Genomic DNA, 14,698 nt, shown 5'->3' on the forward strand with positions numbered 1-14,698 from the left:
TAATGAATGGCAAAAAAGGTATCCTCTTTGGGAGGATGCCTTTTTTGCTTCTACAGCTACAGGTACCCCTTGATCGACTTTATCGTTTATTCCGGTAAATAATCTATCGGGTTTACAGCTTTACCATCTTTGTGTACCTCATAATGTAGGTGCGGCCCTGTTGAAGCGCCGGTACTCCCGACAAATCCGATTACCTGTCCTTTCTTTACCTGATCCCCTGTTTTTACAGCAATACTTTCCATGTGGCTATAAAGAGTGGAAAACTCATCATTATGTCTGACCAGGACATAATTTCCTTTCCCGGAAACCTGGTCGTATGCTGACTTTATAATTATCCCGTCAGCCGTACTGTATATTTCTTCACCACTCTGAATATTAAAATCAATACCTGTATGGAAACGTTTTTCTTTGGTCTTCGGATGAAAGCGCCAACCATAACCGGAAGCTTTTCTTTTAAGTTTTTCTTTATCTACCGGATAAATAGACGGGATATTATCCTGCCTGTTAAATCCGGTAACTGAATCTTGTGCTGCCCCGTAAAAATCCTCAACAATAGGATCGCTTAGTGCCGCTGGTCCGGAGTGAACCCTGGGAGAGAACCCCAATACCAAGAGGGCTATCAGAGGTAAAACCAACAAATAAGATGCAATATTTTTTTTAGGTGTTTTATTTTTAGTGATCATGATAATACGATTTTTGATTGTTGTACAATAAAATTGACTGACTAGCTTGCCGGAACTCATTCTTTGGACCTGTCGTAACATACATTCAAGATAATCCCGGATCTGATCCGTTTTTTTCAGGACTTTGTTGTCGGCCAGATATTCATGTTGGAGTTTCAGCGATTTCCGGTAAAGGAAAATAACAGGATTGAACCATAACAGAAGAGCGGCTGATTCTATGAAAAGCAAATCTAACCAATGCAACTGGCAGACATGATTTTTTTCATGTTCAAAAACCAGTGAATTAACTTCTTGTGGGAGGAAAATAATGTTGAAAAAAGAAAACGGTGTATCCGTATCTATCCTTACTACTTTCCATCCATCAAGCAGGTTTACTCCGAATTTATCCTTTAACCGGATGATTTTTACAATAGAAAAAAGCAATTTGAAAAACAGAAGTAACATACCGGTCCCATATATTACCGGCAATAACATTGAATAAAGGTTTGGTTTTACATGACCGGGTAAATTTGTTGTTTGAGATAATTGGCGTTCCACCGTTACCGGGTTGATCTCCTGTATGAACAGGGGTATAAGATCCGGTTGGGTATTCAAAATCGAAATCTTCAGAATGGGAATGAGAAAAGATAAGGCAAGCCCTGAAAGAAGGTATAACCTGTTGAAAAAGAAAAAAGTACTTTTCCTGAGAAACACATAATAGAATAGGTAAAACGCAAAAAGACATATGCTTACCTTCACCAGATACACCAAATAATCAGGCATGTTTTTAATTACTTTTTTTGATATTTCTGATTTTTTCTTCGATCAGATCTTTTATTTCTTCCAATTCGGAAAGATCCAGTTGTTCATTTGCAAAAAACGATGCAAACTCGGGCGCAGAACCATTGAAAAAATTATCGATAATGGATCTTACATGGTTCTGAAAATAGTCTTCTTTTGCAATTAATGGATAATATTCATGGATCTTTCCATAAGAATTGAAACCTATAAATCCTTTTTTTACCAGTACCCGGATAACTGTTGACACAGTTGTGTAAGCCGGTTTCGGATCAGGAAAAAGATCTACAATGTCCTTCAGGAAAGCTTTTTCTATTTTCCATAAATATTGCATTACCTGTTCTTCTGCTTTTGTTAATTCTTTGCTTTTCATGGGGCAAATATACAACTATATTTATAGTAATACAACTATTTTTATAGAAATATTATTATTTTTATAATTACACATTCCCAATGTATTTATATTCAAATGTTTATTTGTTAGTTTAAAAAAGACTAACAGCACTATATTTATCGCTGTGGGCGCTGGTCATCTAATTGGAGAGTACGGACTTATCAGTTTACTGAAAAAAGAAGGGTATCTTGTTGAACCTGTGACGGGTAATGATGAGATTTAATCGCTTAATAATGAAATGTTACATTTGTTAATGTAATATTCCGGAAAAAATAACTTAAAGCGTGATTAGATAATAAGAGAAAGAGCATCTGTTCTTTTATTTTTCTATATTTGTAGAATATAGGATGCACCTCGGCATAGTTTACGAACAAGTTCGATACTCTGCCCTCGGTTTTCACTATATTTGTAGAATATAGGATGCGGTTCGGCAATTTTTCGAAAGCAAACTTTCTACAATTGCTCTCACCTTTCACTATATCTTGTTTTTCATGGGATGTGGTAATGCTATTATTTTGTTCATAAAAAATATTGACTTAATAGTAAATGAATTACAGAATAATTCAATTTTATATGCCTGAATTTTAATCATTTGTTGATTCATGGGATATTTCAAAAAATAAAAACAAACAATGATTTTCAGGATGAAAAGTATATCTTTGTCATCATAAAATAGAATATCAATAACCACATGGAAGATAAAAAAGATAAGGCAAAAGAGATCCAGAAAGAGAAATTGAAATCGCTTCAGTTGACTTTGGATAAGTTGGATAAGGAGTTTGGAAAAGGTTCCATCATGAAAATGAGTGACAAGGTAGTGGAGCAGGTTCCTTCTATTCCGACGGGTTCTATCGCATTGGACGTTGCTTTGGGAATTGGCGGATTGCCTCGTGGAAGAGTGATCGAGATATACGGGCCTGAATCATCAGGGAAAACGACACTGGCGATTCATGCGATTGCTGAAGCCCAGAAATTAGGCGGTATTGCCGCATTCATTGACGCAGAACATGCTTTTGACCGTTCGTATGCGCAAAAATTAGGGGTGGATATGGAATCACTGTATGTATCACAACCGGATAACGGCGAACAGGCGCTTGAAATAGCAGATGCCTTGATCCGTTCCAGCGCTATTGATATTTTGGTGATTGACTCTGTTGCCGCCTTGACGCCCAAAGCTGAAATCGAAGGTGATATGGGTGATTCCCGGATGGGCTTGCAGGCTCGCCTGATGTCGCAGGCACTTCGTAAATTGACAGGCAATATCAGTAAGACCAATACATGTTGTATTTTTATCAATCAGTTGCGTGAAAAAATAGGTGTGATGTTTGGTAATCCCGAAACGACGACGGGAGGTAATGCACTTAAATTTTATGCATCGGTACGCATCGATATCCGCAAAACAACTGCTATTAAGGATGGTGAAGATGTAAGCGGGAACCGGGTAAAAGTAAAGATCGTGAAAAATAAGCTGGCGCCGCCTTTCCGCAGAGCAGAGTTTGATGTTATTTACGGAGAAGGGATTTCCCGTATTGGTGAAATCATAGATCTGGGTATTACTTATAATATCATCAAGAAAAGCGGGTCATGGTTCAGTTATGGTGATACTAAATTAGGACAGGGCCGCGATGCCGTAAAACAATTGCTGGCCGATAATATTGAACTGGCTGAGGAATTAGAAGTAAAAATAAGGGCAGCACTTGTCTCTAACCCTAATCTGGTAGAGGATTAAGTTTTCCTTTCAAAATATCTTGTAAAGCCTGGGTGATCCATCCGGGCTTTATGCTTTTGTTTCAAGATCTTTCAGCCAGAGATTCACTTCAGCATCGCTGGGCATACGCCAGTCACCCCGAGGTGATAAGTTGATGGAACCTACTTTAGGTCCATCCGGCATGCAGGACCGTTTGAATTGTTGACTGAAAAAACGGCGGTAAAAAACCTTCATCCACTGGTGGATAATGTCATGGTCATATTTTCCCTTAAAGGCATATTGCGCCAGGAAGAATATTTTTCGCGGGGTAAAGCCGAAACGAATCATATTATAGAGGAAAAAGTCATGGAGTTCATAAGGTCCTACAATATCTTCCGTTTTTTGCGCTATTTTTCCCTGATCGTCAGCAGGTAATAGTTCCGGACTGACTGGTGTTTCAAGAATGTCCGCCAAAACATTTTTAGTCGTTTCGTCTACCTGTGTTTCTGAGAACCAGCGAACCAAATACCTGACCAGTGTTTTGGGAATGGATGAATTGATACTGTACATGGACATATGATCACCGTTGTATGTGGTCCATCCCAGCGCTAGTTCGGATAAATCGCCAGTACCTATGACCAGGGCATTTTCCTGATTGGCCACATCCATCAATATCTGTGTCCGTTCCCGCGCCTGTGCATTTTCAAAAGTGATATCACAAACGGAGGGATCATGTCCTATATCCTTAAAGTGTTGCTCGCAGGCAGCTTTTATGTTTATTTCTTTGATGGTGATCCCCAGCGCCTTCATCAGGTGGAGCGCATTGTTATATGTGCGGCCTGTGGTCCCGTATCCGGGCATCGTAATACCAATAATATCTTTCCGGGGCATTTCCAGTTTGTCATAGGTATAGATGCAAGCCAGAAGAGCCAGGGTAGAGTCTAATCCTCCGGAAATACCGATGACCGATTTCTTAATTTTTGTATGGATCAATCTTTTCCCCAGCCCGCCTGTTTGTATGGAAAATATTTCTTTGCAACGGTCATGGTATGCATCATCTGCAGGGACGAAAGGCAGGGGATGGATGGTGCGCGAAAGATCGAAATTACCCGGATCAGGAAACGTGAATCTGATCGTTTGGCACTCATCGGCATCTTCAGGAGAGAACGAGTTGATCTTCTGGCGGTCTGAGATCAGACGGTCAATATCTATTTCGCTGATTATTAATTGATCGGAAAAGGAGAAACGTTCGGATTGCGCAATAATGATCCCATTCTCACAAACGATCCCGTTCCCGGAGTAAACAAGATCGGTGGTCGATTCTCCCCAACCCGCTGACGCATAGACGTACCCGGCGATACAACGGGCCGATTGCTGGCGGATCAGGTCTTTCAGGTAATCGTTCTTACCGGTCAATTCATTACTTGCCGACAGGTTGAAGATGATATGTGCGCCCGCAATGGATAAATCGGAACTGGGAGGGATCGGAGCCCAAAGGTCTTCACATATCTCGACCCCGAAAGTCATGTCATCATGTTTGAAAAGTAGATGAGGGCCGAAAGGAACCGGTTGTCCGCAAAAAGTGATTATTTCATGATATATTTTTTTTGCGGAGGAGAACCATCTTTGCTCGTAAAATTCATTGTAATTAGGTAAATATGTTTTTGCCGGGATTCCTAAAATTTTTCCGCCCTGGCAAACAACAGCCCCGTTGAATAATTTCCCCGAAAAGCGTACCGGGGCTCCAACAATAAAAATAATATCCAGATGACGTGTAGCTTCCAACAGATAAAGGACCGCTTTTTCCGCCTGCTTTGTTAAAAGCTGTTGATGGAATAAATCGCCACATGTATATCCCGTAACGGATAATTCCGGGAAACAGATGACCTGCACCTTTTTATCCGATGCATCTTCGATCATTTTCCTTATTTCTTCAGAATTATGGATGCAGTCAGCTACTTTAAGCGTTGGAACTGCGGCGGCTACTTTTACGAAACCATGATATGTCATTGCGATAGATTTGAAAATGACAAAAATAGGCGTTTTTTATATAATAGTGACCTTATAAGTAATATCAATCAATTAATGTCATGTTTAACAATCGTAATCAATTTGATCAATGCGACTTAAGAAGACAATAAATAGCACTGGATGCTTACTTTCATCGACCGGCTCTATTTTTCAAAATTTGTTTTGTGTATATGGTATACCTGAGAATCCACATTTTCTTCCTTTTCCCACGGTTCGGCCACTTTATTCTCTTCGATAAGTGCTTTTAGTGTGTTACTGATCAGCTCAGATGCCCTTCCCCAGTATGGAGTGTGGTAGTTGGCCAAATAGTAGCTGGTCATGGGATTTTCGTACGGTTCTTTTGGCCTAGATTTTAATAGGTGAATTATTTGGTGGGCCGTGAATAAAGAAACATCCGTAATTAAGCCGGATTCAATATACCCGTAATAATCAATGGACAGATCATTCGTGAAATTAAAGTAATAGCTTCTTTTTGAACATGCAGCCACATCGAGATGAAAGGATGAAGCTCCCGATATAAATACATCGTGAACGCTGATAAAATGTAACGGATTTTCTTCTTTTCCATCAGATATCTTATAGTTCAGTTTTGATGCATTATTTTCCCACTCCAATAGAGGCATAGCAGGGTGGGGCCTGACTGTTATTTCGACTTCCGGACTGGAGTACAAAAGTTGTTGTACCAGTTGAAATACTTTATCGGGATTATCAACGGGATTAACAGCTATACCTATTTTGTAGCCTGCAGGAGAATATACCTGTTCTTGTCCGGATAATGTATCGAAACGACTGGCTCCTGATAAAAATATCATGGATTTGGCAGCATTCCGCCTGGTGTATTTTTCAAAAGATTCCCTGCCATCCAGAAAAGCATAATCAAATTCCAGCGGCGGGAAATACTCTGTTACGGAAGCATGCTGGATATAAGCGGTTTTTATGCCCAAATGTTGTGCAACACGCATATACGCCCTGGGTAAGGGAGCATGATCGTTTGAAAGGATAAGGATATCCGGAGTTATCTTTTTTAAAATTCTTTTGGCTTCATAGACATAACCGTAAGTCAGGCAAAAACGGATGAAGCGTTTTTTATATGCTTTGCGGATGAATCCATTACTTGTCAGTAATTGATACAACACTTTGGGTGCAAATGCCATGGCATAGAAATAAACCCTTTGGGAATGAAGTTCATTGCGGTATAATAACCTGGAGTTTTCCGTTAATTGTTGTATCGGAATCAATGCCCTTATGTTGTTATTTGTAGCTGCAATAAATAAATAGGTACATCTCTTTGCAGAAGAGTGATCGGATGATTTGGACGAAGGGGTGACCGTTTTTTTTAAGATCGATAGTGCCTTTTTCCCGGTGGGAGGATCCGTATCCTTTCTGGGTACCTTATTCAGGACTTCCTGCGAATCAATATAATTAATATCCTCAATGTCGATCTTCATCAATTTCGTTTAAGTTTAATGATTTCAGGAAAAAAAACGCTGACAGGGAAAAGACCACAGTGATGCCTGCTTTAATTTGCCAGGCCAGCTCTACAGCCCAGAAGACGAATAATGTAAGAGCTATTGTGATCAGGAAAAAAGCAATGAACGGATATTTAACTTTGGTTTTACTTCGGTATCCTTTCATGAAAAATCCACTGTATCCCATGTATTGCAGAAATATGAAATTGATAATGACAGCACCCCATATCCCCCATATGGGAATTACTACAATATAGCTAATAAAAGCGAGAATACCTGCAATGAAAGAAATCTTAAGCAATCCTACCGTGTTTTCATAATAGAAAAACATATTGGTGGATGCGATGTACATGGGTCTGTAATTGTATGCCATGACAAATATAATGGCCATGGGGTATACCGTTTGCAGATGTGCATTGTTCACCATCAGGAAAAATATTTCCTTTGCCCATAAAGAAAACAGGAATGTGGCACTGATCGTAATGACAGCCATGGCATAGATCAGTTTTTTTGCATATTTTTCCTTATTGTTCCGTATCTGTTCCAGTGTCATGGGGTTTACAGCCATATTTACGGCATTGACGAAAACATCAAAATATCCTCCGAACTGGGATGCAAAGCCGAAGTCCCCGATTTTTCCCATAGACAGGCCGGATCGGTCCATCACCATTCTGCTGGAAGAATTCAGCAGATATGAGCTATAGTAATGAGGGATTGTAGGTAAGGCTATTTTTAAGGCATGTTTGATGGTACGTGCTTTGAAACGGAATATGGGACTGAGTTTGTATTTTTTATTGATGGGCCACCAATAGGAAGCATTGATAAAACACCCTGCAATGAAACTGCTGATATACCAGCCCATATAACCCATTTCAAAATAAACGACAAACAGTAGATTGGCAAGAACAGTTAAAATACCGGAAACAGCGCTTCGGATAGCTATTGGAACCGGATTTTGATGTAACCGGTAATACATAACACCGACCAGTGAAGTGGCCCCAAAAAAAACCGTCGCAAAATTGGACAGGAAAATAATAGCCCATCGATTTTCCTGGGCTTCTTCAGGAATAATAAAATACAAAAGGATACTTTGCAGAATGGCAAAGATGATCATCCAATACTGGAGAAATCCGTATATCTGGCGCCAGATCCACTTATACTGGTATTTGTAACGGTAAAAGGAGGTAGTCAATACAATATTCATCCCCAATGTGCTGAATACGGCAATAGCTCCGGTATACGCGGCAATAGTCAAGGAAATACCATAGTCGACATCAGTCAGGTATTTTGTAAGAATCGGAAGTATTGCGAATCCTATTATCTTGGACACATTCGGGGCTAATCCGTAGAGAGCACTTTGAGAGAGGATTTTTTTTAGCACTGATCTATTGGATTTTATAAATGTCTCCTGTTAAATACCCTGCTTCATTCCAACCAGTCAGACCTACTTCGACACATTGGCCTATCCGGCTATGGTCATAAGGAGAGGCGACTTTTACATAGTTGTCGGTAAAACCGGTCATAGTTCCTGATTTTTCCTTCTGTTCAAAGATGACGTTGCGCTTTTGCCCGATATATTTCTTATAGAATTGTTCCCGTTTAACCTGTGATAAATCCATCAATATCCTGCTTCTTTGTTCAGCTTCGTGGCGGTTTACCTTATCGGGCATATCCGTTGCCTTTGTGTCCGGACGTTCGGAATAGACGAAAACATGCAGATAGGATAAATCCAGGTTTTCAATAAATGTCTTCGTTTCATTGAAATCATCTTCCGATTCTCCCGGAAATCCGACAATCACATCGGCTCCAATAGCAGCGTCAGGCATGTGCCGGTGTATCAGGGATACTTTTTCTGCAAATAACTCCCGGCGGTAACGTCGTGCCATTAACCCCAGGATCCGGTTACATCCGGATTGTAAAGGAATATGAAAATGAGGAGCTATTCTTTCCGACTGGGCGATCAGGGTGATCATGTCCTCTGTGACCAGATTGGGTTCTATTGAACCGATCCTGATACGTTCGAGTCCATCTATCCGGTCCAATGCGGCCAATAACTGGTAGAAATTTTCTCCGGTTGTCTTTCCAAAATCACCGATATTGACCCCTGTGAGAACCAGTTCTTTAATGCCTTTTTCTGCTACAATCCTTGCCTGTTTTACAATTTCTGTAACCGGTGCGTTCCGGCTGTTTCCACGTGCTTTGGGAATGGTACAATAAGTGCATTTGTAATCGCAGCCGTCCTGGACTTTTAAAAATGAACGGGTCCTGTCAAACAACGAATAAGATGCAAAGAATTGTTCTTTAGCATTGCATCCGTACATATCTCCGGTATTTCCATTCTTTAACCGGTGAATATGTTCCATGATGTTGAATTTATCCTTGTTGCCCAAAACAAGGCTGACCCCGGGAATTTTTCCGATACTTTCGGCTTTCAGTTCCGCAAAACATCCGATGATTATGACGATTGAGCCGGGAGATGTTTTCACGGCTTTGCTAATCGCCTGCCGGCATTTCTTATCAGCCTGGGCGGTTACGGTACATGAATTAATGACTACTACATCAGCATGTTCCCCGAATTTGATTTTATCATACCCGTGATCCGCGAATAACCGGCTTATGGTTGATGTTTCCGCAAAATTTAATTTACATCCTAATGTATAAAAAGAAACGGTCATTAGAGATTGATTTGATGGCCGGAAAGTTTTAATTGACTGAAATCAACACCATTGAAGTTTCCAGATGTCATGATCAACAGATTCTTGTCAGACCAGTCCGTTTTTTTTATTTGTTGTAGCAACAGTTTGGAGTCGGTGAATACTTTGATGTTGGGAGTGCCAAAAGAATGGTATACGGCATCCTCTGTAAATAAGGATAGTTTTTTATGTTTTATGGTTTCAGGATTATAATAGATCCAGGCTTCGTCCGCTTCAATCATGGAGTTGCGGTATTCTTCCATAAAAGATTCGCTCAGACTACTGAAGGTATGTAGTTCCATACATGCGATCAACCGTCTTGACGGATATTGTTGTTTTACCGCTTTTACGGTTGCTTTCAGTTTGGATGGGGAATGGGCAAAATCGAAGAAAACATGGGTATGGTCATTCTGAGCCAGGGTTTGTAGCCTTTTGGCCGCACCTTTGAAAGTACGGATAAACCGGTAGAATTGTTCTCTTGTGACACCTAGTTCCAGACAGATCTGCAAGGCCCCGCTGATATTTTGCATATTGTGACCACCGAAAATCAATAGTTCGGTTAATCCGGAATTTGTTTCCAGATATGTTTTTCCATCCTTTATCCGGTAAGGATGGGTGTGATAGGGGATGGTACGTATAGAGCGCTTTCTCTCCTTTACGATTTTTTCGAGCATTTCATCTTCTTCACAATAAATTAAGGTCCCGTCCTTTTTGATTAATTCGATGAATTTACTGAACTGTTCCACATAATTATCAAAGGTCGGAAAAACATTGATATGATCCCATTCTATGCCGGTAATGAGCGCAATATTCGGTTGGTAAAGGTGAAACTTCGGCCGGGGATCAACCGGTGAAGATAAATATTCATCTCCCTCGAAAACAGCAATTTTTGCATTTTCACTCAACCGTACCATGGTATCAAAACCATCCAGTTGTGCACCTACCATGTAATCAAAATCAATTTCGCAAGCTCGTAAGACATGCATTACCATTGCTGTAATGGTTGTTTTGCCGTGGCTTCCTCCGATGACTACGCGGCATTTGTCCTTAGATTGCTCATATAGGTATTCGGGATAAGAGAAGATCTTGAGACCCAATTCCTGTGCTTTTTTTAGTTCGGGATTATCTGCTCTTGCATGCATACCCAAAATTACAATATCCAGACCTTCATGAATATTAGCCGGGTACCATCCGTTCTTATCCGGGAGTAGCCCATGGTTTTTCAGGCGTGTCCGGGAAGGTTCAAATATTTCGTCATCCGATCCGGTTACTTCATAACCTTTTTCTTTCAGGGCAATTGCCAGATTGTGCATTGCACTGCCGCCAATAGCGATCAAATGTATTTTCATCATCGATATTTTGATACCAAAAGTAATAAAATTAAGTAATACCCAACAATTAATGTTATATTTAATAAGCGTAATCCATTTGATCAATGTGACTTAAGAAAACAATAAATAGCACTGAGTGCTTAATCTGTTTCGTAACTGATCCGATAACTGACAAATGCTATTTTTCTGCTGTCTGGTGACCATGAGTTGACATTTATGGTTCCCTGTCCCCCGAAAAGTTTGGCTAAAGTCCGGGGTGTTCCTCCGGTTGCCGGAATGATGCGTAACTCTACGTTCTTATTGGCAAGGTGTTGGGATGGTTCCAGGTCTCCTTTGTAATAAGTGATAAAAACCACCTGTTTTCCATCAGGTGAAATATGTGGGAACCATGAATTTCGTTCCTGATCGGATGTCATCTGCGTCTGTTCCGATCCATCTGTTTTCATGCGCCAGATTTGCATTAATCCGCTTCTTACTGAGTTGAACCAAATATATTTCCCACATGGAGAAAATTCCGGCCCATCGTCTAATCCTTCAGCGGTGGTGAGACGTATTTCCTCGCCTCCGGTTGCCGGAATGAGATACACATCAAAATTCCCGTTTCGCTCTGCACAATATGACAACAGTTTTTGATCCGGACTCCATCCGTGGAGATAACTGGGTGCCATAGGTGTGACCAATTGTGGGATGCCGCCGTTTTTTGGCAAGATATAAATACGTGATTTACCGTCCTCCTTTGTCCCATGGCTTATGGCGATCTTTTTACCATCAGATGAGATCACATGATCATTATTACAGTTTCCCGCAAAATCGGTATTGATCAATTCTGGTTTATCCGAAGGATTTGCCTCAGGAGAAAGTTGATATAATTTTCCTCCGCTGTTGTATATAAGCCATTTTCCATCAGGAGTCCAGTTTGGGGCTTCTATCAGGTAGGGAAACTCTTTTACCACTTTTCGTTTCCCGCTTTGTACATCTAAAATTTCAAGTATACTTGTTGTTTTTGGTTGTGCCCCGCAAACAAGAGGAATAATATACACAAAGAGAAAAAAGATTTTCATAATTATCCGTATTTTACTGATTATTGGGAAGGGGCAATGTGAAATGGAAGGAAGATCCGATCTCCAATTCCGATTCGACCCAGACCGTACCACCCATCTGGATCAGGAGTTTTTTCACAATAGCCAGCCCTAATCCTGTTCCATCGGAGTAGTGGTCGATTTTCCTGAAGCTTTGGAAGATGATATCGATATTTTCAGGAGCAATACCTATACCGGTATCCATTACATAAAAATGTATAAACCCGGGTGTATCGAGCGAAAATCCACATCTGACATATCCTTTTTTAGTGAATTTTAACGCATTTTCCACCAGGTTCAAAAAAATCTGTTTTAAGCGGAAGATATCGGTATAAATGATGAGTGGAGAATTTTCCGAATCCTCATCGATCCATAATTCGATGTGCGGATATTTACTTTGTACAATAGGGCCAAAATACTCTTTTACACCTTTAAAGATATCACTGATCGGACATCTTTCTATTCGTAAGGTCAATTGTTCAACCTCAATCTGGGAGAGGTCAAGGATATCGTCAATCAGCCGTAATAAGTTCTGGCAGTTTTCCTGGATCAATTCCAAATAAGCTTTCTGTTTTCTTTCGGCAAGATGATCTTCTTTCAACAAAACTGAAGAAAAACCGATGATCGCATTCATAGGAGTGCGTATCTCATGAGACATATTGGCCAGGAAAGCTGATTTTAACCGGTCAGACTCTTCTGCTTTTTCTTTGGCAGACATTAATTCCTGTTCAAACTGCTTTTGTCCTGTCTCATCGACCAGGTATCCGTCAAGGTAAGTTAATTCGTCGCTTCCATCAATGGCCACTGCCCGTAGATGGAACCATCGCATTTCGATGTTGTTTTTATAATAACGGTAAGTGATGTCCAAAACGGTTTTATTCCGGACAGCAGAAGAAAGTTGTTCCAATAGTATCTTACTATCATCAGGATGTATCCTGTTCTGGAAAAAAGAAATAGCGTCTCTTGAATTTTCAACAGGTTGTCCCGTAAGTTCTTCCCACCCGGAACTGATATATAAGGTTTTTCCATCACGTTCATTTTCAAAAACAAACCTGAAAATAGCACCATTGGGCAGATTACTGCTTAAATTGAAGATTTGTTGTTCGCTTAAAACCAGTTCGCGGTTTTTATCTTCTACGATGTCTTCCAGATTAGCTTTGTATTTTTTCAGTTCGGCATTAATGGTTTGTATCCTGCGTTGTCGCTTGGCTAAGGTCCTGATAAATACACTTAATACCAGGATAATAAGCAGGCACAGGCATAGAATAATGATCCATAAATTCCGTTTTTGTTTTTCTATTTTTATTTCTTTTTCTATCTGTTCCCGTATACTATGTTCGGCAAACTGATATGCTTTCTGCATGATCTTTACCGAAGATTCAATAGAGTCCTTTAAGTAGACAGATTGTGATATATATTTATACGCAGAGTCATATTCGGATAAAGCAGCGTAATCCAGACCGATAAGCTTGGATACATTCTCTTCTGTTTTGGTAAAGTTATTCTGCTTCGCTATATCCATTGATTTATACAGATATTCCAATGAGGCCTGGTATTTTTTCTGGTGGTAGCGGATAAAGCCTGCTTCATAGTAGTATGCAGCCAGCTCTTTTTTTGATTCTGAAAGCAATCCTAATTTTATGGCTTTGTCTATTTGTATCCATGCCGAATCATAATCTTTTTTGTATTTGTAATAATTTGTCAGACCATAATAGACATTTGAAATTCCATGGTGATTGATCTCCTTAAATGATATTAGAGCATTATTAAAACAAATTCGGGCACTATCCCAGGACTCCAATTTAAGATACATGTTTCCCATGTTGATGTAATTATACCCTAATCGTTCTTTATTATTGTTTTTGAGATATATCTGCTGTGCGTGATATAAAAAATCAATGGCAGGACGATATTGTTCCATGGTCCGGTTCAATTCACCCATCAGGTCATAACTGGGAGCAATGTAAGTCTGGTTATTGGTGGATCTTGCCAGATCTAAGGATCTTTGTGCGTAATCCATTGAAGTCAGGTAGTTCCCCCGATATAGGTTTATGGTTCCCCTATTGTAATATTGTTTATTCAGGATATCGTTTATTTCATATTTTTCAGCAATCTGGATACATTTTTCTGAATAGTAATCAGACTGCTCCTGATTTCCGATATAAAAGAGTGCAGAAGAAAGTGTATTATAGAGTGACGCCAAATGTTTATAATCTTTTTCTGCGGAGTAATAAGAGGAACAAAGTAGGGCATATTCTATTGATTTTTGAAAGTTCTGGGCATCAAAGTGGGCGCCCACTAAAACATATTGGGCATCGGCGATCACTTTTTTATCCTGTGTCCTTTCTCCATACTCCAGCGCTTCTTCAGCATATTTCAATGCATATAGCGGATCTACAGCAGAAATTTTCTCTGCGAGTTTGATCAACACTGCCGCTTTTTCTTTACCATCACTTAGCTTTGAAAGCTGGGCCTGCAATTTTTCAACAGTATTGCTTTTTAAAGGCAATATCATTAAACACAAGAGCCAACAGACGAAACCCAGTTTATACAT

General features: G+C 40.0%; 10 protein-coding genes and 2 pseudogenes. 2 read left to right on the forward strand and 10 right to left on the reverse strand.

Annotated features, from left to right (window positions below; all coding sequences use genetic code 11):
- Window positions 1-137: 137 nt before the first annotated feature.
- From LBQ60_07150 to LBQ60_07160, 3 genes and pseudogenes are all read right to left on the reverse strand, one after another.
- A pseudogene (locus tag LBQ60_07150) lies at window positions 138-683 on the reverse strand (M23 family metallopeptidase).
- Window positions 678-1,127: pseudogene (locus tag LBQ60_07155) on the reverse strand (hypothetical protein). The pseudogenes LBQ60_07150 and LBQ60_07155 overlap by 6 nt, the downstream one beginning before the upstream one ends.
- A 322-nt stretch (window positions 1,128-1,449) precedes the next feature.
- Entirely contained in the window at window positions 1,450-1,833 is a 384-nt protein-coding gene (locus tag LBQ60_07160) for a BlaI/MecI/CopY family transcriptional regulator (protein ID MDR2037684.1), read from the reverse strand.
- Window positions 1,834-1,966: 133 nt separating this feature from the next.
- Here LBQ60_07160 and LBQ60_07165 point away from each other — a divergent pair, with 133 nt between their 5' ends.
- The gene (locus LBQ60_07165; protein ID MDR2037685.1) at window positions 1,967-2,077 is read left to right on the forward strand and encodes a TraB/GumN family protein; all 111 of its coding nucleotides are present in this window, start codon (window positions 1,967-1,969) and stop codon (window positions 2,075-2,077) included.
- Between the two features lie 468 nt (window positions 2,078-2,545).
- Window positions 2,546-3,583, forward strand: a complete 1,038-nt coding sequence (recA, locus tag LBQ60_07170) for a recombinase RecA (GenBank protein ID MDR2037686.1) — start codon at window positions 2,546-2,548, stop codon at window positions 3,581-3,583.
- A 48-nt stretch (window positions 3,584-3,631) separates the two neighbouring features.
- Here recA and LBQ60_07175 read toward each other — a convergent pair whose 3' ends face one another.
- From LBQ60_07175 to LBQ60_07205, 7 genes are all read right to left on the reverse strand, one after another.
- Window positions 3,632-5,551, reverse strand: a complete 1,920-nt coding sequence (locus tag LBQ60_07175; GenBank protein MDR2037687.1) for an NAD(+) synthase — start codon at window positions 5,549-5,551, stop codon at window positions 3,632-3,634.
- A 164-nt stretch (window positions 5,552-5,715) separates the two neighbouring features.
- Window positions 5,716-7,020 (reverse strand): hypothetical protein, encoded by a 1,305-nt coding sequence (locus tag LBQ60_07180; GenBank protein MDR2037688.1) that lies wholly within the window; start codon window positions 7,018-7,020, stop codon window positions 5,716-5,718.
- Entirely contained in the window at window positions 7,004-8,422 is a 1,419-nt protein-coding gene (locus tag LBQ60_07185) for an oligosaccharide flippase family protein (protein ID MDR2037689.1), read from the reverse strand. The genes LBQ60_07180 and LBQ60_07185 overlap by 17 nt, the downstream gene beginning before the upstream one ends.
- 4 nt (window positions 8,423-8,426) lie before the next feature.
- Window positions 8,427-9,716 (reverse strand): tRNA (N(6)-L-threonylcarbamoyladenosine(37)-C(2))-methylthiotransferase MtaB, encoded by a 1,290-nt coding sequence (gene mtaB, locus LBQ60_07190; GenBank protein ID MDR2037690.1) that lies wholly within the window; start codon window positions 9,714-9,716, stop codon window positions 8,427-8,429.
- Entirely contained in the window at window positions 9,716-11,083 is a 1,368-nt protein-coding gene (locus LBQ60_07195; protein ID MDR2037691.1) for a Mur ligase domain-containing protein, read from the reverse strand. Before LBQ60_07195 ends, mtaB begins: the two co-directional genes overlap by 1 nt.
- A 122-nt stretch (window positions 11,084-11,205) precedes the next feature.
- A complete protein-coding gene (locus LBQ60_07200) occupies window positions 11,206-12,126 on the reverse strand; it encodes a transporter (protein ID MDR2037692.1) in 921 nt (306 codons plus the stop codon).
- Between the two features lie 13 nt (window positions 12,127-12,139).
- The gene (locus LBQ60_07205) at window positions 12,140-14,698 is read right to left on the reverse strand and encodes a PAS domain-containing protein (GenBank protein MDR2037693.1); all 2,559 of its coding nucleotides are present in this window, start codon (window positions 14,696-14,698) and stop codon (window positions 12,140-12,142) included.

The organism is Bacteroidales bacterium, assembly GCA_031275285.1.
In the GTDB taxonomy this organism is placed as follows: domain Bacteria; phylum Bacteroidota; class Bacteroidia; order Bacteroidales; family UBA4181; genus JAIRLS01.